The 21,172-nt window shown below is 59.4% G+C and carries 19 protein-coding genes; 6 read left to right on the plus strand and 13 right to left on the minus strand.

Translation table 11 applies throughout. The features are described 5' to 3' along the window. Window positions 1-4: 4 nt before the first annotated feature. The gene (locus FHR27_RS13830; RefSeq protein ID WP_179538842.1) at window positions 5-760 is read right to left on the minus strand and encodes a class II aldolase/adducin family protein; all 756 of its coding nucleotides are present in this window, start codon (window positions 758-760) and stop codon (window positions 5-7) included. Continuing rightward, complete coding sequence (locus FHR27_RS13835) at window positions 757-2,070, minus strand: MFS transporter (protein ID WP_042554558.1); 1,314 nt, start codon at window positions 2,068-2,070, stop codon at window positions 757-759. The genes FHR27_RS13830 and FHR27_RS13835 overlap by 4 nt, the downstream gene beginning before the upstream one ends. 166 nt (window positions 2,071-2,236) lie before the next feature. Between FHR27_RS13835 and FHR27_RS13840 the strand changes: the two genes are divergently transcribed. Continuing rightward, window positions 2,237-3,202 carry a LysR family transcriptional regulator gene (locus FHR27_RS13840; protein WP_042554559.1) on the plus strand — a complete coding sequence of 322 codons (966 nt, stop codon included), beginning with the start codon at window positions 2,237-2,239 and terminating at the stop codon, window positions 3,200-3,202. A 108-nt stretch (window positions 3,203-3,310) separates the two neighbouring features. On the opposite strand, the gene FHR27_RS13845 is transcribed toward FHR27_RS13840, so the two are convergent. Then, a complete protein-coding gene (locus FHR27_RS13845) occupies window positions 3,311-4,306 on the minus strand; it encodes an AraC family transcriptional regulator (protein WP_179538843.1) in 996 nt (331 codons plus the stop codon). A gap of 188 nt (window positions 4,307-4,494) precedes the next feature. On the opposite strand from FHR27_RS13845, the gene FHR27_RS13850 reads away from it, so the two are divergent. Further along, window positions 4,495-5,679, plus strand: a complete 1,185-nt coding sequence (locus tag FHR27_RS13850; protein ID WP_042554561.1) for an aldo/keto reductase — start codon at window positions 4,495-4,497, stop codon at window positions 5,677-5,679. Between the two features lie 532 nt (window positions 5,680-6,211). Here the strand turns inward: FHR27_RS13850 and FHR27_RS13860 are convergent. Continuing rightward, window positions 6,212-8,314 (minus strand): TonB-dependent receptor, encoded by a 2,103-nt coding sequence (locus FHR27_RS13860; protein WP_179538844.1) that lies wholly within the window; start codon window positions 8,312-8,314, stop codon window positions 6,212-6,214. A gap of 275 nt (window positions 8,315-8,589) precedes the next feature. On the opposite strand from FHR27_RS13860, the gene FHR27_RS13865 reads away from it, so the two are divergent. Both FHR27_RS13865 and FHR27_RS13870 read left to right on the plus strand, forming a co-directional pair. Then, a complete protein-coding gene (locus tag FHR27_RS13865; protein WP_042554562.1) occupies window positions 8,590-9,282 on the plus strand; it encodes a DUF421 domain-containing protein in 693 nt (230 codons plus the stop codon). A 413-nt stretch (window positions 9,283-9,695) separates the two neighbouring features. Further along, window positions 9,696-9,974, plus strand: coding sequence for a hypothetical protein (locus tag FHR27_RS13870; protein WP_179538845.1), 279 nt, complete (start codon window positions 9,696-9,698; stop codon window positions 9,972-9,974). Window positions 9,975-10,160: 186 nt separating this feature from the next. Here the strand turns inward: FHR27_RS13870 and FHR27_RS13875 are convergent, their stop codons facing one another. The 4 genes from FHR27_RS13875 to FHR27_RS13890 all read right to left on the minus strand — a co-directional run bounded on the left by FHR27_RS13875 (window position 10,161) and on the right by FHR27_RS13890 (window position 14,202). Then, window positions 10,161-11,153, minus strand: a complete 993-nt coding sequence (locus tag FHR27_RS13875; protein ID WP_179538846.1) for an aldo/keto reductase — start codon at window positions 11,151-11,153, stop codon at window positions 10,161-10,163. 41 nt (window positions 11,154-11,194) lie between these two features. Next, a complete protein-coding gene (locus tag FHR27_RS13880; protein WP_179538847.1) occupies window positions 11,195-12,787 on the minus strand; it encodes a carboxylesterase/lipase family protein in 1,593 nt (530 codons plus the stop codon). 160 nt (window positions 12,788-12,947) lie between these two features. Then, window positions 12,948-13,727, minus strand: a complete 780-nt coding sequence (locus FHR27_RS13885) for a carboxymuconolactone decarboxylase family protein (protein ID WP_179538848.1) — start codon at window positions 13,725-13,727, stop codon at window positions 12,948-12,950. After that, complete coding sequence (locus FHR27_RS13890) at window positions 13,705-14,202, minus strand: (R)-mandelonitrile lyase (RefSeq protein ID WP_042554566.1); 498 nt, start codon at window positions 14,200-14,202, stop codon at window positions 13,705-13,707. The genes FHR27_RS13885 and FHR27_RS13890 overlap by 23 nt, the downstream gene beginning before the upstream one ends. 222 nt (window positions 14,203-14,424) lie before the next feature. On the opposite strand from FHR27_RS13890, the gene FHR27_RS13895 reads away from it, so the two are divergent. Beyond that, window positions 14,425-15,324: a LysR family transcriptional regulator gene (locus tag FHR27_RS13895; protein WP_042554567.1), complete on the plus strand. Its 900-nt coding sequence runs from the start codon at window positions 14,425-14,427 to the stop codon at window positions 15,322-15,324. Between the two features lie 92 nt (window positions 15,325-15,416). Here FHR27_RS13895 and FHR27_RS13900 read toward each other — a convergent pair whose 3' ends face one another. Beyond that, window positions 15,417-16,313: a LysR family transcriptional regulator gene (locus tag FHR27_RS13900; protein ID WP_042554574.1), complete on the minus strand. Its 897-nt coding sequence runs from the start codon at window positions 16,311-16,313 to the stop codon at window positions 15,417-15,419. A gap of 204 nt (window positions 16,314-16,517) precedes the next feature. Between FHR27_RS13900 and FHR27_RS13905 the strand changes: the two genes are divergently transcribed. Beyond that, a complete protein-coding gene (locus FHR27_RS13905; RefSeq protein WP_179538850.1) occupies window positions 16,518-17,876 on the plus strand; it encodes an FG-GAP repeat domain-containing protein in 1,359 nt (452 codons plus the stop codon). A gap of 147 nt (window positions 17,877-18,023) precedes the next feature. Here FHR27_RS13905 and FHR27_RS13910 read toward each other — a convergent pair whose 3' ends face one another. The 4 genes from FHR27_RS13910 to FHR27_RS13925 form a co-directional block, all read right to left on the minus strand. Continuing rightward, entirely contained in the window at window positions 18,024-18,242 is a 219-nt protein-coding gene (locus tag FHR27_RS13910) for a hypothetical protein (RefSeq protein WP_179538851.1), read from the minus strand. 98 nt (window positions 18,243-18,340) lie between these two features. Beyond that, on the minus strand, window positions 18,341-19,126 hold the full coding sequence (locus FHR27_RS13915; RefSeq protein ID WP_042554568.1) for a PhzF family phenazine biosynthesis protein: 786 nt from the start codon (window positions 19,124-19,126) through the stop codon (window positions 18,341-18,343). A 139-nt stretch (window positions 19,127-19,265) separates the two neighbouring features. Beyond that, window positions 19,266-20,015, minus strand: coding sequence for an SDR family oxidoreductase (locus FHR27_RS13920; RefSeq protein WP_179538852.1), 750 nt, complete (start codon window positions 20,013-20,015; stop codon window positions 19,266-19,268). A gap of 101 nt (window positions 20,016-20,116) precedes the next feature. Then, entirely contained in the window at window positions 20,117-21,169 is a 1,053-nt protein-coding gene (locus tag FHR27_RS13925; RefSeq protein ID WP_257026901.1) for a zinc-dependent alcohol dehydrogenase family protein, read from the minus strand. Window positions 21,170-21,172 lie beyond the last annotated feature (3 nt).

Raw genomic sequence — 21,172 nt, forward strand, 5'->3', positions numbered from 1 at the left:
GAGCCTAGCTGCACCAGTCGTTGCGCTGATCGTCGATCAGGCTCAGGGCGGCCTGCCAGGCCAGACCGATGATGCCCTCGACGCCATCGCGGGAGAATTGCGCCGCGGTATGCCGGCACACTTCTTCACTGGGGATGCTCAACGCCACCCCCGCTGCCATCGCCTGAATCTGCGCCTGGCAGGCACGCTCAAGAAAATAGATCTCGTGGAAGGCATGCGCCACGCTCTGACCGCCGGCCAGCAAGCCGTGGTTACGCAGGATCATCGCGTTGTGCGTGCCCAAGTCGGCGACCAGGCGAGCACGCTCATCCAGCGATAGCGCGATGCCTTCGTAGGTGTGATACGCCAGGTTGCCGTAGAACTTCAGGGCATGCTGAGTGAGCGGTAACAGGCCGTCACGCTGAGCGGCCACGGCCATTCCGGCGGCGGTGTGAGTGTGCACGATGCACTGCATGTCCGGCCGTGCAGCGTGGATCGCCGAATGGATGACAAAGCCGGCCGCGTTGACCCGGCCCTGGCCGTCCAGACGATCCACGACATTGCCGTGCAGGTCGATCAATACCAGGTCGCTGGCGCGCATCTTCTCGAAGGCAACGCCGTAGCGGTTGATCAAAAAGTGATGCTCGGGGCCTGGCACGCGCAGGGTGATGTGCGTGTCGATCAGGTCGGTCATGCGGTAGTAGGCGACCAGCCGGTACAGCGCGGCCAGGTCGCAACGGGCCTGCCATTCGACCTCGGTGAGGGTATCGGGTTTGCTCATGGGGTAACGGCCTCAGGGTTGGACAGGCTGACGGTTTGCCGCTCGCTGGCGCGCAGGTGGGCCAGGCCGATGACGCCAACCAGCGACATCAGCGCCAGGACGCTGAAGAACAGCGCCAGCGGCCACCACTGCCCGGCGTACTGGCCGGCCAGGTAGGTGCCGATCAGCGGCGTCAAACCACCGGTCAGGCCACTGCCTAGCTGATAGGCGATGGAAATGCCCGAGTAGCGCACCTGCGCTGAAAAGGCCTCGGCCATGTAGCCGGCGATCGCCGAATACAGCGCCGCCAGCAGCAATACGGCCAGGGCGATGCCTGCCGTCATGTAGATCAGGTTGCCGGTCTGCACCAGCAGGAACATCGGGTACGGCACCAGCATGCACAGCCCCGCCACCCACTTGAGGAAGCGCCCTTCACCGAAGCGCTCGGCGAGCAGCGCCGAGCACGGCTGAGAGAGAAACTGCAGGATGGTCACCAGGAACAGACAGTCGAGAATGGTCGACTTGGATATGCCCTGGTACTGCGTCACGTAGGTGATCATGAAGGTGTTGGTGAAGAAGAACCCACCGGAACCGATGGTCACCGCCAAGGCGGCGAACAGAATCTGCCGCCAGCTATGGCGGATGACATCCTTGACCGGGCTCTTGGAGGTCTGCTTCTGCTCCTTGACCTTGGCGAACTCCGGCGACTCGGGAACACCGAAGCGGATGAACAGACCCACCATCATCAGCACGCCACTCAGCAGGAACGGCACGCGCCAGCCCCAGCTCATCAGCGCCTCCTGATCCATCTCGCTGATCGCGCGAAAGGCGATCAGCGCCAGCAGCAGGCCAGCCGGGCTACCCAGTTGCGCGAAGGAAGCGAAAAACACCTTGCGGCCCTTGGGCGCGTGTTCGCTGGCCATCAGCACCGCGCCGCCCCACTCGCCGCCCACCGAAATACCCTGCAGGAAGCGCAGCGCGACCAGACCGATCGGGCCCCAGATACCGGCCTGGGCGTAGGTTGGCAGCAAGCCGATGCAGGTGGTCGCCACGCCCATCAGCACCATGGTGAACAGCAGCATCTTCTTGCGCCCGAGACGATCCCCAAGATGACCGAATACCACCCCGGCGAACGGCCGCGCGATGAAACCGACAGCGAAGGTGGCGAAGGCCGCCATGGTGCTCAACACCGCGTTATCGCTGGGGAAGAACAGCTGCCCCAGCACCAGCGCGGCGGCGAAGGCATAGATATAGAAATCGTAGAACTCGATCGTGGTGCCAATGAAGGCGGCCGCCGCGGCACGGCGCGGCGTGGAGGTGGGTGTAGTCATCGCAAGCTCCCGGATTCGTTTTTATAGGCAGGAGAAAAAGCACATCCCAGGTACGGGATCGGTCGCACTCTGGCGGTGCATTGCTAGATCATGCCCCCACCCCTATGCTAAGCAAAGCTTCTAATATCAATACTCAAGTATAAGCACAGCGGATAATCGAACGCCCATGAACCCCGGCCACCGCAACCCCGAGGCCCGTCGTTTCCTCAACGACCGGCTGGACTGGAACCTGTTGCGCACCTTCCTGGTGATCGGCCAGGAAGGTAGCATCAGCCGCGCCGCAGCCCGCCTGCACCTGAGCCAGCCGGCCGTCAGCCAGGCCCTCAAACGCCTCGAGGAACAGCTGGAAAGCGCCCTGGTGATTCGCAGCGGCCCACGCATCGCGCTGTCCAAGGCCGGCGAAGAAGTCATGCAGATCGCCGCCGAACTCTACGGCACCGTCTCGCGCCTCGGCCCGGCGCTGGATGCCCCGGAGGAAACCGTCGCCGGCAAGATCCGCATGCTGATGATCAGCCGCATCCAGTCGAGCTTCTACGACGACTTCCTGGCCAATTTCCATGTCGACTACCCCAGGGTCGAGTTCGAATTCGACGTGCTGCGCAGCTCCGACGTGGTGAGCGCGCTGCTGCAGAAAACCGCCTCCTTCGGCCTGAGCCTGTGCCGAACGCCGCAGCCGCGCCTGGAACAACGCGTGATGCTCAAGCAGCGCTATGCGTTCTTCTGCGGCAGGCGCCACCCCCTGTTCGGGCGCAAGAACCTGAAACTCGGCGACCTGCAAAGCGAGAACTTCGTCAGCTTCACCAGCGACCAGATCGGCGGCAACCTCTCGCCACTGACCATCTTCAGGGACCAGCAGGGCTTCACCGGCCGCATCGTGGCCTCCTCCCCCAGCCTCGACGAAATACGCCGCCTGGTCGCTGCCGGCTATGGCATCGGCTGCCTGCCGGAACATATCGTCGCCAGGGACGTGCAAGCTGGCGAAGTCTGGCGCCTTCCGCCTGCCGAAGGGGTGATCGACGTGGACGTCTACCTGCTCTGGAACCGCGACCAGAAACGCACCCACGCCGAAGCGATCTTTCTCGAGCGCTTCGAGCAGGCATTGCGGGCGACGGAGTTGCAGGATCGGTTTTGAAAAGTCAGCTCGGAACAGCCGCTGCGCTGCAGCCGTTCAGGATCGTGGCGCTTCATGGAGAGGGAGCGAGTAGACCGACGATTTTCAGCGTCGTCCTGCACACGAGCCTCATGCGTGATGGGGCTGGTCCAGCCTGCCCCCCTGCTCCCGTGCCTGCCTGATGTCTCTCGAGGGTGGCGCCCCGAAACGCCGTGCATACTCGCGGCTGAATTGCGCGACGCTTTCGTAGCCGACCCTCAGCGCAGCGGTGTTCACATCGACCCTGTCGGTCAACATCAGGCTGCGCGCGGCTTGCAGCCGTAGAGATTTTTGATACTGAACCGGGCTGGTGCCTGTCAGCTTGCGAAAGTTGTGATGCAGCGTAGAGCTGGCCATTCCCGATCGCTCGGCGAGATCGGCCACGTGCAGCGGTTTGTCGTAGTGATGTTTAAGCCATTCAATGGCTCTGACGATGCCCTTGTCTCGATAACCGTCGCGAGTGACGCTGCGCAACCACTGCCCCGCGCCACTGAGCAGCAGCCGAACGCAGATCTCGCGCTTGACGAGATCCGACATCAAGCCGGCCTCGAGCGGCCGCTCGGTCAGTGTGCAGAGTCGCGAGAAGGCGTCGAGCATCTCACCCGACGCTGCGCCCGATGCAAACCCCCGCGCCTCGGAAGCCGCCTCCTGCCGTGGTGCCTCCAGGGTCTGGATTACCTCATTGAGCATGGAAAGATCGAGCTTCAACACAACGGACAGATAAGGTGTTCGCTCGCTGGCTGCAGTTACCCGAGCCAACGTCGGTATGTCCACCGAGGTAACGAAAAACACCCCCTGACTGAACTCACAGGCCTCCTCACCGAACGTGATCTCCTTCGCGCCCTGCAGGATGATGGCCACGCAGGGCTCGTAAATGCAGTAAGTGGGCGTACCGAGTTCGGCCATTCGATAAAAGGTCAGGCCTGGAATCGATGTCGTGCAAACCTCGTTCAAGCCAATCTGCCGGGTGACTTTATCGATAAGCCCCCGCAGTGCCTGGACGCGTTCGTTGGGCTGAGCGGAATCGCTCGAGGTAGGGGAATGCACGTGCCCGAAACCGAACTGCGAGAAGGAACCGCTCGTCATCACATGCGCCCCTGTTAACGGATTGTTCGAGTCTGCTGAGAGTGCGTGGCCAGCACAAGCATATCGGCAGGATTGTGCAAAAGATGAGGCGCATTAGGGTCACCCGAGCACCCCTCGTTGCTCTAATTTCTAGCACCAATACCGGCTTCGATAAATCCGTGGACACTCAGTCGCGAAAGGAAATTTGGATGGACAGACGAGATTTTCTTACCTATTCGGCGGCTGGCGCCGTTGCGGCTGCTCTGCTGCCGGCCTCGAGCGTCGCGAGCTCGGCGGTTCCAGCAACCGTGCCCACCTCCCTGACCGAGCGCGGAAGCGTGATGCGCACGCAGGGGCAGCTCGTGCGTGCTGACCTGCCCGTCAATTCGCCTTCGCACACGATGAGATACATGACGTCTCAGCGCTTTGGTATGGGCGGGACGCAGATCGGCAATATCTTCGCGCCGATCAGCGACGAGCAGGCGGACGCAGTTCTGCAGGCGGCCTGGGGCGCTGGCGTCAGGCTCTACGATACCTCGCCCTTCTACGGGTTTGGCTTGAGCGAATACCGCCTGGGCCGCTTTCTGCGTGGCAAGTCGCCAGACGACTACGTGGTGTCCACCAAGGTCGGTCGCGTGCTCACGGCGGCGGGTGGTCAGCGGGCGGATCATGCCATCTGGAAGTCGCCCGCGCCGTTCAACTACCGCTACGACTACACCGCAGCAGGTACACGACGCTCCGTGGAGGACAGCTTGCAGCGCTTGGGGTTGCCCCGTATCGACATCGTCTTCATTCATGACGTGTCACCCGATAACACCGAGCTGGAGGGCGGCTGGGAAGCGGCGTATCGAATCGCCCGCACGGGCGCGATGGTCGAGCTTGAAAAGATGCGTGACGAGGGCCTCATCAAGGCATGGGGCTTCGGCGTCAATACACCCAACGCCGTGGTACAGGCAATGACCAGCGATGACCCGACACCGGACATCGTATTGCTTGCCTGCCAGTATTCACTCCTGGACCACGGCGATGCACTGCGAAACACCTTTCCGGCATTGCAAAGCAAAGGCACCAGCGTCATGGTGGGAACACCGCTGAATGATGGGTTTCTGGGCGGTCGCAGCCGCTACAACTTCAGCCAGGATCTGCCTGCCGGGGCGGTGGAAAAACGCGCGCGGATCATGGCGGTTGCCAGCCGACATGGCATTGATATCCATACCGCCGCCCTACAGTTCGCAGCGGCGCACCCGCAAGTGTCCGCGATCATTCCCGGTGCACGCTCGCCGGGGCAGATAGTTTCCAATGTCCAGGCGATGAAGGTCGGTATTCCCGCAGCCTTCTGGGACGAGCTGAAGAGCCAGAGCTTGATCGATGCTCAAGCACCGGTAACGTCCTGATTGGCGTTATTGGCGAGCTGCTGGCGTCACGCATTCGAAGACGCTCATCAGAGAGGCATCGCGAGCGAATCGACGCGTTGTCATCTGCTGGGCACCGTGCGAAGGAGATGCGAGCGGAACCACACCTGAAAGTGCCCGCCATCGCCAACCAGGTGAATTGGAGGGCATTTCGAGGATCGACGCAAAGCGGTAATCCGCGGGAGGCACGGTCGCGGCACGACCTACTTACTGGCTATCGGAGATCTTCTGAGCGAAGTTCACATCGAAGTAATCTCGCCACGCAATGATCTGATCGCCTGCAAGCTCAACTATGCCCATCACCTTCGCGGCCATCAGCGCACTCGAACCGCCGGCCCGCAAAAGCCAGACATCACACGCAGCACCTCTCGGACCACCGCTGCAAGCAGTGATGTGCCGGGAGCGGCCAGCCTTGCGCTATGCCAATCGACTGAGTCGACTCGAGGTGGGCAGCCGGCTCGAGGACCGGCGCCCACATGCAGCCATGGCGCGACGTGCACCAGTGTGCCGATGGTCAGAAGAAGTACCTGACCGACGCACCCAACGTTGTAGAAGGCTGCGGGACGATCACCAATCCACTGGTGGTGCCATAGGCGACTTCGGTGCCGTAACGGTGGGGCTGGAAAGTCCCGTACACGCTGAACTGGTAGTCGCTGTAGTCATAGGACGCGCGCAGGTCATACCGGGTATAGACGGGCATTTCCTTCTTCTCGGTCCCCACGTAGTAAGGGATGCCGGTGAGGTGGTACGCATCGGCATTGAGCGTCAACTGCCCCGCCATGAAAGCATCTCGATACTGAACCCCCGCCTTGTAGGTGTGTTCAGGCACCACCAGCCGGTCACCGGTGCCACTGGGTGGGTTGTCTATCACCGCATCGATGATCCGGCCATAACTCGCGTAGGTGCTGACTGTGGAGGTGGCCTGGTAGTTGAAGCTGGTTTCCACGCCTTTGCGCGTGGTGTCGCTGACCTGCTCGAAGACTCCCGGCGAGGTTTGCAAGGTCTCGCTGTCGTTCTGAATGTAATAGAACTCGGTGGTGCTGGAGAAACGCTCGGTCGGACGCACGGTGAAGCCGATGTCATAGGACGTCACCTTGCTGGGTCGCACGCTGCCATTGATTCGGCCACCCGTGTCGCTGGGCGGCAGAGCGCCGCTGCTGCCGGAGCTGATGTACTCCGCAGCTGGCGAGCGGAAGCCCTGCGAAGCATTGGTGAACACTTCGAACTGCTCGGTCGGCGTCCACACCAGCCCCAGCTTCGGTGTGGTCACCGAACTGTGATAACCGGTATCGGCGTTGCGGAACTTGAGGTTTTCGATGTCGTAATCGAAGCGGTCATAGCGAATACCGCCTAACACCTTCAGGGAATCGAGCGGCTTGTACTGTCCTTGGGCAAACACGCCGTAAGTGATCAGATCCTGATCGAAGTCGAAGTAGAAATTGGGGGTGGGCTCGAAGTTGCGGTACTGCTGACGGTAGGCATCACCCTTGTCTCGGCGCACGTCGGCGCCGACCATCAGCGATGCCGAGTCTTCGTAGACGAAGTTGTAGGCCAGGCGACCACCGTAGATGTCACGATCATCCTTGCCGTAATTGTGGGTGTTGGTGCCATTGGAAATGCCGCGCACACGCTTGAAATCCTCGAAGTACGCCGTGTAGTAAAGCCCCTCTTCTCCCTCAGCAGGTGCGCGATTGAAGACGTAGGTGTTTCGGTTGGCGTTGCCGAACCCATACAGGTTATCGGTATCACGGCGGCTGATCGTTCCGGCCTTGAGCGCGGGTAAATTGAGGTAGCCATCGTTCTTGAAATCCGACTCGTAGTGGCTGAAGCGCGCCGAATACTTCGCATCGCCAAAGACCTTGGAAAGCTTCCAGAAGTAGTTGTCGCGGTTGGTCTCAGCGGCCTTGCGATAACCATTGGTCTTGTAGATATCCGCCACGAACAACGATTGGAAACCTTCATGCTCGCCGCCCAGCACCAGGTTGGTTCGGCGACCATCGAAGCTGGCGAGGTCCACACCAATGCTCGACGCCACGTCCCCCCCATCGAGCGTTTCGATATTCACCGCACCTGCACGGTTCTGGTCGCCATACAGCGCCGATACCGGGCCCTTGATAATATCGACGCGCTTGATCATCTGAGGTGTCAGCCATTCGAGGAAAACCGGGCCGTGACCGGCACCACCCTGGCTGGACGGAATGTTCTGCGGTACGCCGTCGACGTATACCGCCACGTCGGCGCCATGGGTACCGTTGGTGGTGAAGCCGCGCATACGGAAGCCATTGCCGGTGTCGCCCTGGTCGATGTTGTTGGCTACCACCCCTGGTACACGGCGGTAGATGTTGGAGATATCGCGGTCGACATTGAGCGTGCGAATGTCCTCATCCGTGATCGTGGTGACCGCAGCCGGAAGGCTTTGCGATGCGTTGCTTACCCTGCCACGCGCCAGTGGTCTGGCACGATCCAGATTACCGCCCTCCCCTACGACTTCGATTGCACCTAGCTCGGTGACCCCATCGGCTTCACCTTCCGCTGCAACCGATGCGCACGACACCACGCAGACCAGTGCTGCACCACTAAAAACCCAAACGTTGCTGCGATTCGCAGATGCGTACATGAAGCAGAATTCCCTGATTGTGTATGGCCATGACATAAGCTAAAAACGTTATACCATAACATTTAATATTCCTTTCACAGGGTCTGCGCCCCAGGCGTCGGCATCCTGTCGAATGGCCACGTTTTCACGCTAAAAACCTCTGGTTCGCTCTGTCCACGGCCCCGCGACCAGTGGAGCCGCTCGGCCAGGCCCTCCAGCGCAACGCATAACGCCACCCGACCCATTTCCCATCCTGCAGGTCTCAACCTCATACAGAAACCTTCACGGAGCGGCTGATGAGTGCATTCGATTGGCAGCGCATGCTGCTGGGTGATTTCCCCTATCTGTTTCTGGGGGAAGTGGCCTTCCGCGCGCTGTTCGCTTTCGTGGTGGTTTTTCTGTTCTTGAAGGTCAGTGGCCGGCGCGGCATTCGGCAGCTTTCGCTGTTCGAGCTGGTGGTGATCCTGACGCTGGGCTCGGCCGCGGGCGACGTGTCGTTCTACGACGACGTGCCCCTGCTGCCGGTGGCGATGGTCTTCGTCACCTTGCTGCTGCTCTACCGCGTCACCGTGTTGGTGATGAGCCATAGCGAGCGGTTCTCGGACTGGATGGAAGGCAAACCGGTAACGATCATCCAGGGCGGGCTGTACGAGCTCAACAGCCTGGATCACCTGAACATATCCCCCGAAGAGTTCTTCATGGAGCTTCGCCAGCAAGGCGTCGAGCACCTCGGCCAGGTTCGCCTTGGCATTCTGGAGACCGACGGCGATGTCAGCCTGTATTTCTACCCACCCGAGGCCATCAAGCCAGGATTGTCGGTGCTGCCACCCGAGCACCGCCCCGAGTACGAGCAGGTGCCGCGTGATGACGTCTATGCCTGTGTCCGCTGCGGCCATGCGCAACGCATCGAAAACCAGCAGCAGGCAACCTGCCCGCGCTGCGAGCACCGCATCTGGTCCCTCGCGCTGCGCCATCAACGCTTGCGCTGATCAACACCCTCGAGGGCCCTGCTCGTGCAAAGGAAAGCGAGCGCACTGGTGAGGCCGCAAGGTTGCCATCGCCAAACCTGCGAGCTAGAGTGCGCCGGTCACGGTCTATCCCGCGACCGGGCGTCAGAACCCGAGAAATCAGGAACGCACTAGCGCTATAGCCTAGTGGGCATGTACATGCTCGCTTGCGTCTTTATGGCAGGCCGTGCGGGGCAGGCTTCGGCCTGGCCGGTTCCCCTGGTTTCCGGTTTCTGACCCCCGTACGGTCTGCCACCCAAATCGAGTCAGAACGATCGGTGGCAGCTCCTTAAGCAAACCAGGGAGCATAAGGAAAATGCGCCATCCAGCTTTTACGCTAGGGCACCACCCTACCTGCACACTGACACCCTTCGCCTCCAGCCAGGAGGTGCGCCATGGCTGAACCACGCAGCCCGGTCGTTCGTTTCCCCAGACGGCAAAGCCCCATTCCGAAAACCTGCCCACCACCCCCTCGCGATACCCAGGGTGACGCCGAACTGCGTGCCAGCTTGCTGGCCGACATATTCGACGAACTGATCCGCAAGAAAGGCGAACACCCCGAAGGCCTGCTAGTGCACGCCGCCGCGCTGTTCGCAAAGGACCTGCTCGAAGAGATGGTGGTGCTCTATCGCCAGGCGCTGTGCGAGGTGCAGGGAGGGGGTGGGCATGTTTAGAGACAATGTCACGCCCCTCCCCATCCACGGTAATCGCCACGGCATTCGGACCATGCCCCACTTCCGTCGGCGAATACGTTTGTACGGTTCGGCTAGTCATCGTGCTAAAGCCCTGAAACCTTCACCAACAGGCATCACAGTCATCACCGGCGGTTATGTCAGTGGCCCTATCGTCAGCAGGGAGGTTTAGGCGGACGTAGTATCAACTAGCTGCATACCTTGTTCTGTATAGCGTTCACCCTGAACAAGGTGCCTTTCGAGAATGCTGCCGATTTCCAGCATCTCTGCTTCGCTGAGATGTACCTGGGTCGCCCCTACGTTCTCCTGCAAACGATGCAGTTTAGTCGTTCCAGGAATAGGCACAATCGACGGTTGCTGAGCGAGAAGCCATGCCAGTGCCACTTGAGCGGGTGTTGCCTTCTTTCGCTGCGCAATGACGCTAATTGCTTCAGCGATTTGTTGATTGGCAATGCGTGCATCACCCTGAAAGCGCGGCAACGTATTGCGGATGTCGCCGCTTCCAAATTGAGTATCTGCGTCGATCTTCGCGCTGAGAAATCCCTTGCCTAAGGGGCTGAAAGGTACGAAGCCGATTCCCAGCTCAATTAGCGTCGGAAGGATCACTGCCTCTGGGTCTCTGGTGAACATGGAGTACTCGCTTTGGAGTGCTGCCACAGGTTGCACCGCGTGCGCACGGCGGATCGTCGCGCTCCCGGCTTCGGATAGCCCGAAATGGCCAACCTTGCCCTCTTCGATCAGGTCTCTGACTGCGCCAGCCACTTCTTCGATTGGAACCTGCGGATCAACCCTGTGCTGGTAGAACAGATCAATTCGATCTGTCCGAAGACGCTTCAGCGACTGCTCGGCGACTAGACGGATGCGTTCAGGGCGGCTGTCCAGCTCACCGGTAGCAGCATTGCCGTCCTTCCAACCGAACTTGGTTGCCAAAACGACCTTGTCACGAAACGGGGCTACGGCTTCTCCGAGCCACTCCTCGTTTTGCGCACCATAGGCTTCTGCGGTATCGAAGAACGTGACGCCAAGATCATGCGCCGACCGAATGAGCGTGATGGCTTCATCCTTCGCGGCCGCAGGGCCGTAGCCAAAGGTCAGGCCCATGCAACCTAAGCCGATTTCCGAGACCTCGAGCTTGCCGATGCCTAGAGTTCGCTTTTTCATAGTCTGTCTCCGTTACTGATTACAACAATCGCTTCAGGCGATCAGTACACCCCGGTCTGATCCCAAAACTCACAGTGGTGCGTGCCTGCGAAGCGGCCGGACACCAACTTTGCAGTAGGCAGTGCAAAGGTCATGACGTTGTCCTGCCTGGGATCAAAGCGCGGCCAGTCGCTCTGCTTGCCAGCAAGCGCAGCGACGTTTGAGAAGTGAGCGACCATCTGGTCGGAGAGCCTCTCCTGCAAGGGATTGAGCTTGACCTGCACGTCACCGCCACCGCGAAAACCGGGGAATAGGTAAGGCAGCTCGTAGGTATGGGCTGCAAGCATCGGGAACGAGGTAGGCCCGACATATGACGGCGCGGTTCGATCACCAAACTCATAGGCGTATACGGGGATCTTGTCTGTCAGAACTCGACTCATCTCAAGGCCGGTGCAAGCGAACATGCTGTCAGTGGCAGCTGCGGCGAACGCCTCACTTGGGCTTTCATAGTTTTCGAAGGGATACTCGAGCAAGACCTTTGGTGCCAGCGCCTTCCCATACATGCGCTCGACCTCTACGGGGTAGTCCGCCTCCTTCATCACCTTGCCGGTCATCAGCTCTGGCAGTGCGACGAAAAATCGCCCCTCATCGCGGGTGCTCCCGTTGACCAACGTGGCACGGTTGATTTTCCCTGTACGGTAGGCATCGGATGGATGCATCGGCAGCGATTTCCCATCAACGATGAATTCGTTGAGCGCGAATGGAGCCTGAATGTCGAGGATTCGCTTGCTCGGTAACGCGCGCAGGCAATTGGCCCCACCGGTGTCGCAACCGGCCCCTTTCGCAAAGGCTGCGCCGACTTCTCGCGCAACCGCCAACGGCCGCGGGGCACCGAACGCCGGATGCCGGGTCATTACACCGCCGCCGCTCATCGCAATCGCGTGTTGAAACAGCCCGGCCGACTGCGGGGAGGCCATATGCACCATTACGCTATTGCCGCCAGATGACTCACCAGCAATCGTTACGTTGGAAGGATCTCCGCCAAAGGCTGCAATATTGCTTTGCACCCACTGCAGGGCAGCTTGCTGATCCATCAGGCCGTAATTGCCGAAGTCATGCCCTTCACTATCGAGTGCAGGGTGTGCGAGGAAGCCGAATACACCCAAGCGGTAGTTGAGCGTTACCACCACCGCGTTACCCTGCTTGGCAAGTTTGCTCGGGTCGTAATCGCCGCCTTGGCCGACTTGAAGAGCACCTCCATGTATCCAAACGAAAACAGGCAGTTTCTGGCCGCCGTTGCTGGCATTCGCATCTCGATAGACGTTGAGATAAAGGCAATCCTCACTTCCACCCGCTTTGGCGAAAACACCTAAGTCCGCACTCTGCACGCAGCTGCTTGCCAATGCGTTAGCCTTGATGGGAGCCGTCCAGTGTTTGGCAGGCTGCGGCGGCTGCCAGCGCAGATCCGCCACCGGTGGCTCGGCATATGGAATCCCTTGCCAGGACTCGATGCCCCCGGCTGCTGTGCCAATGATGGGGCCAGATGTTAAGTCGATAGCAAGACGCTCATCGGCTTGACTTGGAAGAGTGGCGCAAAGCCCTCCGACAAGCGCGAAGGTGGCCAAAAGGCAACGCCGCGAAATCAGGTTATGCATGTGAATCCTTGAGTATTTAAGGTATCGCCAGGTCGGGATCCAAGTACGATGGCGCTGGATTCACCGCCACAGCTGATAGAGGCCCAACCGTGGTTCGTACCAAGGTTGGGCCTTAACCGCTCGTTCTAATGAAGATTCGCGGCGAGATAGCAACCGCGGATCAACCCGCGGAATTATCTAGCGTTGCTGCTATGGCATCGCGAGTACGCTGCCCGTTGTCGGCGCCTACGCGCTCGGTCAATACCTGCGCCGCCTGACTCAGCTGACCTGTGGTAAGGCCAACATTCCGGCTGATGCGGATGTGGGATTGAAGCTGGGACTCCACGCCAGGAAGTGCAGATAAAAAGCTGACGGTTGCCAGTTCGCGGCTTTGCCAGTCCAGGTTGTCCCGCTCGAAGATGTCACCAAACAGGTGGGTCTTCAGGTAGGTATCAGCGGCAGGCGCAAACTCGAACAATGCCCCTTCTACCCGCTGGCCTACCAACTTGGTCTGGTTTGCAGTACCGGCTTCCAGCAACGCGTCACCGGTGGGGATCTCGCGACTTGGCTCACGCCCCGGGTTGTCCTTAATGCCACGCTCTTTGCGTGACTCCACAACCTCCATCAGCTTGCCCAACGCATTCAGACTGCGGGGAAATCCAGCGTAGGCGTATGACTGCACCAGCACTTCTTTGACGTCGCTAATCGAGAGCCCATCATCAAGGCCCTGGTTTAGCGCTTCTTCCAACTTAGGGATGTTGCCTGCTGCCGCGAAGGCCGCGATGGGAATGATCGCCTGCTGCTGGGCGGAAAGTGTCTCGGAAGTGGATTGCGTGCTGCTTCGGGCGCGATCCGAGTTTGTTGCGGGAGCGGCTTGGCTGACGGCCGTGGACAGGCTTAACAAGCCGCCAACAGCCAGCATGCAGATTCTGCTGCACTTAGTGAGCGTGGTATTGGTCATCGCTGACTTTCTCCATCCATTCGACATTTTTTCCATCCGCCTGCACACCGGTAACCGCCAAATGCGTCATGGCCGTTTTCGGTGATGCTCCATGCCAGTGCTTCACACCTGGCGGGCAATACACGACATCACCCGGGCGAATCTCCTGGATCGGCTTACCCCACTCCTGAGTGAGTCCGACACCCGAGACCACTGACAAACGCTGGCCAACGGGATGGGTATGCCAGGCAGAGCGAGATCCAGGCTCGAACGTCACCAGCGCTCCCGACACATTGATGCCGCCCTCGGCCGGCCAGATCATGTCGATACGAACCGGGCCGGTGAAATACTCCGCAGGCCCAACGATCGATGCTTCGCTGCCGGCTCTGACTATCTGCTGGCTCGAATCGCTTGCAGGTTCTTCACCCGCAGCGTTCGACGCGCCGACATGAAGCGCTGCAGCGCATAAGGCAAATCTTACTAAGGGGGTGGACATGACAACTCTCCTGTAAACATCGCCTAACCTGCTTGGAATGGGGCACCGTGATGCGTTCTGGTGCTTCGGCAAATGGCAGTCTGGCGGCGGCGGCAACCACTCCTAAAGAACCCTGGATACAACCTCTACCGCCAAGCGTAATGCTGCCTAATCACACTAGGGCTTAATGCACTTGCTGATAAGATGGTAAAAACGGAACGCACTAGTGCACTGAGCTCACCAATGGCAAAGCCCAATCTCAATGATTTGTTAGCGTTCGCGACTACGGCGCGGGAGCGGAGCTTCACAAGGGCAGCGGCGCAGCTGGGTATATCGCGCTCCGCCTTGAGCCACAAAATGCGCGCGCTGGAAGAACTGCTCGGCATGCAATTGCTGACACGCACCACGCGCAGCGTTTCGACCACTGAAGCGGGCGCGCGCTTATTGAGTGCTGTCGCGCCGAGAATCAGTGAGATTGAAGAGGAGCTCGCGAGCCTGACCGCTTTGCGCGAGAAGCCCGCCGGGATGGTGCGCATCACGGCAAATGACCATTCAATCCAAACCGTGCTGTGGCCCAGGCTGCTGCCGTTGCTGGAAGAATACCCGGACATCCAGATCGAGTTCAGCGCGGACTACGGCTTTACCGATATCGCGGCCCAACGTTTCAACGCCGGCGTCAGGCTTGGCGACAGCGTAGATAAAGACATGATTGCTACGCGCATCGCGCCGGACATGCGGATGGCAATAGGCGCGGCGCCTAAATACTTGGAGGGGAAACGTCCACCGGCCTCCCCCCATGAGCTGACCGAGTTCGATTGCATTAACCTGCGGCTGCCTACCTACGGCGGCCTTTATGCCTGGGAGTTTGAAAAAGATGGCAACGAGCTCAGTGTTCGCGTGGAAGGGCAGGTCATCTTCAATAACGCGTTTCTCATGATCAAAGCAGCTATTGATGGCCGGGGGCTGGTCTATGCGCCATTCGATATTCTGGAGCAGCATTTCAAGTCCGGGGAGCTAGAGCCGCTACTCGAAGACTGGTGCGCCACGTTCCCCGGCTACCACATTTACTACGCTAGCAGGCGACAGGTCTCGCCGGCACTCACTCTGGTAATCAACGCGCTGCGTTATCACCAAGCGCCGTGACTCGCGGATTAATCGCTCAAGCGCTGCATATTGCTGCAACGATCACCTCTCAATCACAGCCTCGTGTTAGCACCAATGTCCTTCTGCAGCGGCTAATTTTCGTGGTATCGCAGGGCTGCGACAAGAAGCTGGAAAGCAGCTGTATTCTGCCTCCGGCTTGGGTAGTAGAGATGATACCCAGCAAATGATGGGCACCACTGCTGCAGAATCGGTAGCAGACTCCCCGCCTTGATCTGCGCCTCAACTTGCGATCTCAACAAGCAAGCCAAACCGAGCCCTGACATGGCGGCTTGAATTATCAACTCAGGCCTGTTCAACGACAGCTGGCCGGATACTCTGACCTTCAGCGGCTGACCGTCCCGCGCGAACTCCCACATTGATGCGCCGCCCAAGGTGGGCAGGCGACGATTGATGCATCGGTGGGACGAAAGCTCGAAAGGAGTTTCGGGCTTGGGGCATGTGGAGAAATAAGAAGGCGCACCCACCACCACCAACTGCTCCGGTGGCCCAATGGGAACGGCAACCATGTCCTTGTCCAGGTTGGCGCCAAGGCGAATACCGGCGTCGTAGCGCTCCGCGACTATGTCGACAAAACCATTGTCCACATCGAGCTCGATGTTGAGATCGGGGTAATCAGAAAGCAGCGTGTGTACAGCAGGCCAGACAATGGTCTCTGCAGCATGATCCGCGGAGGTGATCCTCACCGTACCTGCCGGCTGGTCAGCAGCCCCCGTCAACGCACCCAGTTGCCGATGTATATCCTCCAGCGCCGGACCAAGCGTTTCCAGCAGACGAGCGCCAGCTTCAGTGGGTGCAACACTGCGAGTGGTTCGGCTTAGCAGGCGGATGCCGAGTCTACCTTCGAGGCGACGGATTTTATGACTCAACGCGGACTGAGACGTCCCGAGGCGCCCAGCGGCCCGGGTAAAACTGTTCAATTGCGCCACCGCCACGAAGGCAGCCAGGCTGCCAAGTTCGTCCTGCATGATTAATGACTCCCCGTCATACCCCACCACTCAAACCGCGAGTCATCCACGGCCAGAACCGAAGAACGGATGATAGCTCCCAGCAAAAATTTATGACTTACCGTCATAAGTCCAAGTGTGTTCAAGCGGCTAATCACAGCGGCTCATGCGGGTTAGAGTCTTTGCTCACTATGTGCCAATGCCATGGCCTGCGGAGGATCGATCACGATGATGAGACGCTTTCTAAAATCACCCATTACGCTCCTCGCATCAGTCACCGTAATGGCGGGAGCTGCGGGAGCTCAGGACGGAACAAGAAACCCCGCTTCCGACGCGTTCATACTGATTCCCGAGAGCCCCTCCTCCGCTTATGTCGACGCCACGGCAACTCATGTTCCCATCGCCCCCAGTCTTCACGCTACCGACTCGGTATTTATCGACGTCGACAATGACGGGCATTTGGACGTGGTGGTTTCCGTCGAGTACGGGGTTAACAGGCTTTATTTGAACGATGGCACCGGGCGACTGACTTACGTGCCCGATGCCTTTGGGACAGAGCCTCATGACAACGAGCATGTGAGAGCTGCCGACTTCGACGGCGACGGCAATATGGATGTGGTTTTCGTCGCTGAATCCGATGAGGTACACCAACTGTTTCTGGGTGATGGCAAAGGTGGTTTTATAGATGCCAGCGAGCGTCTCCCGGCACATAGCCAAGGTAATGGATTGGCAGTCGGCGACGTAAACGGCGACGGATTGCCTGATATCGTGGTGGGCAGTACAGGCGAAACGGGGCACACGCCAGATGCGCAGATCATTCCGGCTAGCAACCTGCTCTTCCTCAACGATCCGAAGCGCCCAGGGCACTTCATCGACGCCACGAAAACACACCTCCCCGATAGCAATGATCAGACGGAAAGCATTGCACTTGCCGATATGACCGGCGACGGCCATCTGGACATGGTGATCGCGAGCCCGGCCCATCCAAACCGATTGCTGATCAACGATGGACAAGGCCGGTTCACCGACGCATCTGATCGGCTTGATCTGCAAGTGCCGATGGAAACCCGCGAAGTGCAGGTTTTCGATGCGAACGGAGATGGCCTCAATGACATTCTGTTCTTCAACATTACGAGCAATAACTTCGGCTGGGACAAAGATCCTCAGACACGGCTTCTGATCAATGACGGTAAAGGCCGCTTCATTGACGAAACCGCCGAACGCCTGCCAGCGCACCGCTTCTCGAGCTGGGCGGGCAAGATAGTCGACTTCAACAACGACGGTGCCCCGGATATTCTCGCCGGCGCGATTCAGGTACCTGGGTTCGTGCCGCTGCAGTTGAGGGCTTGGCAGAATGATGGCAAGGGCTTCTTCAAGGATGTCACGCTTGACGCGGTACCTGGCATTACCGTTGGCCGAAGCTGGAGCATGGGCTCTGGCGACCTCGATGGCGACGGCAAGACCGACATTTTCATTGGCGGCTGGGGCACACAAGCCAGGCTGCTGCTTACCGATAAACAAGGCTATCAAGACGGCCTGCCCGCGCAGCAAAGATTGACGCCGGCTCGTAGCAAAGACCGCAACTAGAGCATGTGACTTTATCCTGTTACGTGCGCATCGCCTTGCACGTCCGTGGCAGAACCTGTCCAAGCTCAGAAGTCGTCAGGCGCTCTTGACCGTCAACCTGGAATGCCGTGGCATTGAGCTCGGCGCCAAGACCTTGATGTAGTCCAGTTAACGAACTTCATCAATAATTTCTGGAATTTCACTGTGCGAACCCAAGCCCAGCGCGACGAAATTCCCCGAAAATATCGCTCCTGTTATAGCAGCGCCTGCTTGCACATCCGACCATACGGCAAAGCCAAACTTCTTGAGTTCGAAGACCTCTCGGGAATTATTTTTTGCCCGCTCTCTATCAACAAGAGAGCTTGGATATTTTGCCTCATCATGCAACTAGGCCTCACTGCAAGCATTGAGCTTGGTCGCCTCAAGCTCTTATCTTTGCAGCCGACTAACTACTCAGAGTATGACTGACTCTGCATGCACTGACCTCAGATGAAAATAGTGCCGCGCAAGTACAGTGCACCGTGCCCACTGATTATCACCCTGCCGCTGTCCAGAACCTCACAGTGCAAACGGCCCTTGCGCGCCCCACCCTGTTCAGCACTCAGGCGGCGTTTGCCCAGGCGCCCGGCCCAATAGGGCGCCAGAGAAGTGTGAGCGGAGCCCGTGACCGGGTCTTCATTCACGCCCACCCTCGGCCCGAACCAGCGAGAGACAAAATCGAAGCGATGACTCGGCGCGGTGACCGCGATGCCACGCACGTCGAATTCGGTCAGAGCAACGAAGTCGGGATTCAAAGCGGCAACGATGGCTTCATTCTCGACAACGACCAGGTAATCATCTGTGCGATAAAGCGCATCGATTCGCTCCAGCCCCAGCGCTTGCAAAAGGCCGGGCGGAACAGCTGCGGCTTCGGGTTGTTTGGCCGGGAAGTCCATCGCCAAGCGCCCGCTGTCGCGGCGTACCCGTAATTCACCGCTGCGGGTGGAGAAGCGCACCGTATCACGGCTTTCACCAAGCTGCTCGAACAACACCCAGGCGGCTGCCAGGGTGGCGTGGCCACACAGGTCGACTTCCACCGCAGGCGTAAACCAACGTAGCTCGAACACCTCACCGCTACGAACGAAGTAGGCCGTCTCGGACAGGTTGTTCTCTGCGGCGATTCGTTGCAGTGCTTCATCAGGCAGCCAGGCCTGAAGCGGACAAACTGCCGCAGGATTGCCACCGAACGCCTCGGAAGAAAACGCATCCACCTGGAAAATATCGAGCTGCATTCTGATCGATCCGGTTCTTGTCTCTGAGTCTGTGGGCGTTGCCACTTCGAAGCGCCACTCACCCTGTTGGTTGACCGCACCCGCCGAAACGAGCCTCGACTACTCGCGGCTGCCGTTTCGAACCCTATCCAGCATGGCCTTATACCTGCCCAAGGCCACCGTCGACAGGTAGATCGATTCCAGTCACGAAAGAGCTGTCATCGCTGGCCAGAAACAACGCAACGGTTGCGGCCTCTTCCACCCGCCCTACCCTGCCCATGGGCATCGCCTCGAGTAGCGTCGGCAGTGCTTGCTCAATGGCCTCGGCTGGAACGCCAAGCTTACCGAAAATAGGCGTTTCGACCAGGCCGGGGCTGATCGAGTTGACGCGGATCTTGCGGTGCTTGAGATCGGTCGTCCAGCTTCGGGCAAACGAACGGGTCGCCGCTTTCGTGGCGGCGTACACCGAATGAAGCGGGCTGCCCTTCTTATGTGCCACCGAGGCGTTGAGGATCACCGATGCACCCTCGCTGAGTAGCGGCAGCGCCTTTTGTACGGAGAAGAAAAGCCCACGGACATTGGCGTTGAACTGCCTGTCGAAGTCTTCCGGGGTGACCGCTTCGAATGGCGCGAGATTGTTCACGCCCGCATTGGCGAACAGCACGTCGACCCTGCCAAAGCGCTTGCCAACTTCGGCATACAGCGCATCGAGCGCAGCCAGATCGGAAACGTCCGCAACGATGGCCACGGCACGCTCACCGATCTCAACCGCGGCCGCCTCAAGGGCGGCTTTGCTGCGGCCAACGATGACAACCTGTGCCCCCTCCTCCGCGAACAGCTTCGCGGAGGCCAGACCGATGCCGCTTCCGCCACCGGTGATCACCGCGACTTTACCCGTCAGTTTTGCCATGTTGCATGCTCCATGTAATGAGAAAAGCGCGATAAACGCGCAGCACCGACGCGTCGATACCCGCCTTGCTGCGCGCTATTGAAAGCTTGGGAAGCTCGGTCTCAGCGTTCGTTGGTGATGACGACCTTGCCGAACAGATTGCGCTTGCCGAAATGCTCGAACGCGGCCTTGCCGTCGTCGAAGCTGAAGCGGCTGTCTATCACCGGGCGGATACGGTTCTGCGCCACGGCCGCGATCACATCCTGCAGATCCTGGCGGTTGCCCGTCACGATCGTCTGGAACCGCGCGAAGGTGAGGAACATCTCGAGGTAACTGGGCATCTCGCCCTGGGCCAGCACACCGACCATCGATACCTGGCCGCTGAGCGCGACCGCCTTGAGCGACTGAGCGAAAGTGCCGGGGCCACCGACCTCGACGACGCGATCAACACCACGCCCATCGGTAAGCGCTTTCGCCTGCTCGCCCCAGTTGGGGTTTTCGGCGTAATTGATGACATGGTCGGCACCCAATGCCAGTAGCCGCTGCGCCTTCTCAGCCGAAGAGGTCGTCGCGATCACTTTGGCGCCACGCGCCTTGGCGAATTGCAGCGCAAATAGTGATACGCCACCGGAGCCCTGGGTCAGCACGCTGTGCTGCGGCCCGACACCGGCAACGGCGTTCCAACCGGTGACTGCAGCACATGGCAGTGTCGCTGCATCTTCGAAACTGATCGAATCGGGAATAGCGACCAACTCGTTCTGGTCGACAGCGCGATATTCGGCCATCCAGCCATCGAGCTGCGTGCCATATTGCGGTGTGAACTCGCGAAACGACCCTGAATGCCAGCCAGGCATGAAGTTGTTCACCACCCGGTCGCCGACCGCGAAGCGGGTTACACCCGTACCGACTGCCTCGACGATCCCGGCTGCATCAGACAACTGCACACGCCCTTCTTCGAGAGGGAACGGCGACTGACCGCTGATGATCGAGAGGTCGCGGAAGTTGAGCGAGGTTGCCTTGATATTTATCAGCACTTCTCCAGGGCCGGGCTGCGGCGTGGGCTCCTCACATAAAGCCAGGCCATTGATCGAGCCGATTTTCTGCAAACGATAGATCTTCATACGTATCCCCATGTTGGTGGGAAAAGTATCTCGGAGCTTGACCGGATCATCCATTAC

The organism is Pseudomonas flavescens (assembly GCF_013408425.1).
GTDB lineage: Bacteria > Pseudomonadota > Gammaproteobacteria > Pseudomonadales > Pseudomonadaceae > Aquipseudomonas > Aquipseudomonas fulva_A.

Bases quoted from the DNA above. Each gene is read 5' to 3' on its own strand.
- FHR27_RS13830 (WP_179538842.1), bottom strand. From the start codon at position 760: ATGAGCAAACCCGATACCCTCACCGAGGTCGAATGGCAGGCCCGTTGC.
- FHR27_RS13835 (WP_042554558.1), bottom strand. From the start codon at position 2,070: ATGACTACACCCACCTCCACGCCGCGCCGTGCCGCGGCGGCCGCCTTC.
- FHR27_RS13840 (WP_042554559.1), top strand. From the start codon at position 2,237: ATGAACCCCGGCCACCGCAACCCCGAGGCCCGTCGTTTCCTCAACGAC.
- FHR27_RS13845 (WP_179538843.1), bottom strand. From the start codon at position 4,306: ATGACGAGCGGTTCCTTCTCGCAGTTCGGTTTCGGGCACGTGCATTCC.
- FHR27_RS13850 (WP_042554561.1), top strand. From the start codon at position 4,495: ATGGACAGACGAGATTTTCTTACCTATTCGGCGGCTGGCGCCGTTGCG.
- FHR27_RS13860 (WP_179538844.1), bottom strand. From the start codon at position 8,314: ATGTACGCATCTGCGAATCGCAGCAACGTTTGGGTTTTTAGTGGTGCA.
- FHR27_RS13865 (WP_042554562.1), top strand. From the start codon at position 8,590: ATGAGTGCATTCGATTGGCAGCGCATGCTGCTGGGTGATTTCCCCTAT.
- FHR27_RS13870 (WP_179538845.1), top strand. From the start codon at position 9,696: ATGGCTGAACCACGCAGCCCGGTCGTTCGTTTCCCCAGACGGCAAAGC.
- FHR27_RS13875 (WP_179538846.1), bottom strand. From the start codon at position 11,153: ATGAAAAAGCGAACTCTAGGCATCGGCAAGCTCGAGGTCTCGGAAATC.
- FHR27_RS13880 (WP_179538847.1), bottom strand. From the start codon at position 12,787: ATGCATAACCTGATTTCGCGGCGTTGCCTTTTGGCCACCTTCGCGCTT.
- FHR27_RS13885 (WP_179538848.1), bottom strand. From the start codon at position 13,727: ATGACCAATACCACGCTCACTAAGTGCAGCAGAATCTGCATGCTGGCT.
- FHR27_RS13890 (WP_042554566.1), bottom strand. From the start codon at position 14,202: ATGTCCACCCCCTTAGTAAGATTTGCCTTATGCGCTGCAGCGCTTCAT.
- FHR27_RS13895 (WP_042554567.1), top strand. From the start codon at position 14,425: ATGGCAAAGCCCAATCTCAATGATTTGTTAGCGTTCGCGACTACGGCG.
- FHR27_RS13905 (WP_179538850.1), top strand. From the start codon at position 16,518: ATGATGAGACGCTTTCTAAAATCACCCATTACGCTCCTCGCATCAGTC.
- FHR27_RS13915 (WP_042554568.1), bottom strand. From the start codon at position 19,126: ATGCAGCTCGATATTTTCCAGGTGGATGCGTTTTCTTCCGAGGCGTTC.
- FHR27_RS13920 (WP_179538852.1), bottom strand. From the start codon at position 20,015: ATGGCAAAACTGACGGGTAAAGTCGCGGTGATCACCGGTGGCGGAAGC.
- FHR27_RS13925 (WP_257026901.1), bottom strand. From the start codon at position 21,169: ATGGATGATCCGGTCAAGCTCCGAGATACTTTTCCCACCAACATGGGG.